The 2216-nt window shown below is 54.2% G+C and carries 2 protein-coding genes and 1 pseudogene; all 3 read right to left on the bottom strand.

Annotated features, from left to right (window positions below):
- Positions 1-212: pseudogene (locus ACPLUI_RS14135) on the bottom strand (hypothetical protein); the annotation flags it as partial.
- A gap of 31 nt (positions 213-243) precedes the next feature.
- The gene (locus ACPLUI_RS14130) at positions 244-855 is read right to left on the bottom strand and encodes a nitroreductase family protein (RefSeq protein ID WP_424660882.1); all 612 of its coding nucleotides are present in this window, start codon (positions 853-855) and stop codon (positions 244-246) included.
- A gap of 89 nt (positions 856-944) precedes the next feature.
- Positions 945-2216, bottom strand: a 1272-nt coding sequence (locus ACPLUI_RS14125) for an acetate--CoA ligase family protein (protein WP_424660881.1), incomplete at its 5' end; no start/stop codon positions are given.

The raw sequence follows: 2216 nt of genomic DNA, 5'->3' as shown, positions 1-2216 counted from the left end.
ACGCTCCGGTCAATTTGTTCCCAATCGGTGGGCGTCCGGGGACACAACCGATAGCAGTTTCCCTCCTCGAGTCCGCAGGGGTAAACCAGGGCAACGCGCTCCCCGACAGCCTTGATGTAGGGACAGAGGCCGGCACAGAGTCCGCACCGCGTACAGGCCCCGCTGTCCATAACTTCTTGTTTCAAATCAAGAGCTCCCTTTTTCCGGCTCAACGTAAATCAAGACCTCCTCAGTGTTCAACATTTAAACCCGTTTAATCAGGATTTCTTCCAGCTTCAGCCGCGGGCGGGGAGGCGGGTCCTGGTCGGGGAAACCTATGGGCAGCAGGGCCACAACCACGATATTGTCGCCCAGTCCAAGCAACTGCTTCACCTGCTTTTGTCTGAACATCATCACCCAGCACGAGCCCAGCCCCAGGTCGGTGGCCCGCAGAACAATGTGCTCGATGGCAATGGCGGTATTCAGAGTCACATAGGCCCTGGCCGCGTTGCGGTCCATTTCTCCCTGCTTGATGTAATCTTCCATTTTAACGTTCTCAAAGTCCGTCCCGACAAAGGCACCGGCTTCACGGAGTTCCACAATTCTTTGAGGTCTTGTTTCTACTGCTTCCAGGTCTGCACAGCAGACAATGGTGACAGGCGCCCGGGCGATGAAACTCACCCCCAGTGTGCACTCAGCCAGACGCTGTTTCATCTCCGCACTCTCCACCACCACAAACCGCCAGGGCTGAATGTTGGTCCCGGAAGGGGCCAGACGGGCGGCCTCCAGCAATTCCGTAATATAGGCTTCGGGAATGGGGTCCGGTTTAAATTTACGGATACTTCTCCGCCGGCAAATGGCATCTTTTAACTCCATATATATCCTCCTCATAACATACTTTTCAGACAGGTTTCTGTTTTCTGGTTTTTCCTGGCCCTTACAGCCGACCCCCTTTTGTTTTGTTTTTACCCGTCGCGTTTCTTGAGTACTATCATGGCGTCGGCAACCCTCACTCCTTTCCCTTCGGGGTAAACCACCAGCGGGTTGATGTCCAGTTCCTCGAGCTGATCATTTAAGACCGTAGCCAGGGTGGAGACCTTCATAATCACGTCCACCAGGGCTTCAATGTCGGCAGGTGGTTTGCCACGCACCCCTTTCAAAACCTCATAGCCCTTGATTTCCCTGATCATGTCCAGGGCATCACCCCGGCTTAGCGGAGCTACCCGGAACGAAACATCTTTCAACACCTCGACGAATATGCCACCCAGCCCGAACATGACCGTGGGGCCGAACACCGGATCCCTGGTCACACCGATGATCACCTCGGTCCCTTCCGGCAGCATTTCCTGCACCAGTACGCCGTTAATGCGGGCACCCGGTTTATAATGGCCGGCATTCTGCAGTATGGAAGCGTATGCCCTTCTCACTTCCTCTTCCGAAAAGAGGTTCAGAAATACGGCACCTGCCTCGGTCTTGTGCGGAATATCCGGTGAATCAACCTTCATCGCCACGGGGTAACCTATTTGCCCGGCAAGCTCCACAGCTTCACCTGCTGAACCAGCCAGGCCGCTCCTGGTCACCGGAATCCCGAATTTGGAGAGCAGGGCTTTGGAATCACCCTCGCTCAGAGTCCCTCCGACCCCGACAATATCACCGGGGAAATCATAGTCTTTCATCGAAATGGCTGGTACACGGTATTCCTCACTCTTTCTTTTACGCAGGAATTCCGAGTAATTCACCAGGTGGGCCAGCGCTCTAACGGCCTGAACCGTATTCGGCAGAACGGGCACACCCGCGCGGCGCAGCTCCCTAACCCCGTCCCCCTCATCCTGGCCCGGGAAGACCCAGGGACAGATGACGATGGTTTTATCGGTGGAATTATAAACATTGATAACCTGGCGGGCAATTTCTACACCGTATGGTTCCCGAAAATCGAAGTTGCCCAGGATGATGTCTATATTGTCTTCCTCGAGTAAAGCGTTAAAGCAGGGGACAAGTATTTCCGGATTGGTTACATACTGTGCTGTTAAATCGACTGGATTTTGAGCGGAAGCAAAAAAGGGCAGTGCGGCTTCCATTTTGGATCTCGCCCTTGCACTGAGCGGAGGAATAACAAGACCCAACCGCTCGCTGATATCAGCCAGGGCAACTCCAGCGCCGCCTGACACTGTTATCAGAGCGATGTTTCTCCCTTTGGGCAGGCGTCCTGCTGAAAACACAGGCACAAAAGCAATTAG

It is taken from the genome of Desulfofundulus sp. (assembly GCF_049701015.1).
Taxonomy (GTDB): Bacteria; Bacillota; Desulfotomaculia; order Desulfotomaculales; family Desulfovirgulaceae; genus Desulfofundulus.
The sequence above is the reverse complement of the archived record's forward strand: the minus strand, read 5'-3'. Positions and strand labels throughout refer to the sequence as shown.

What these genes read in the sequence shown, in the direction of transcription:
- ACPLUI_RS14130 (WP_424660882.1), bottom strand. Translation starts at nt 855, where the DNA reads ATGGAGTTAAAAGATGCCATTTGCCGGCGGAGAAGTATCCGTAAATTT.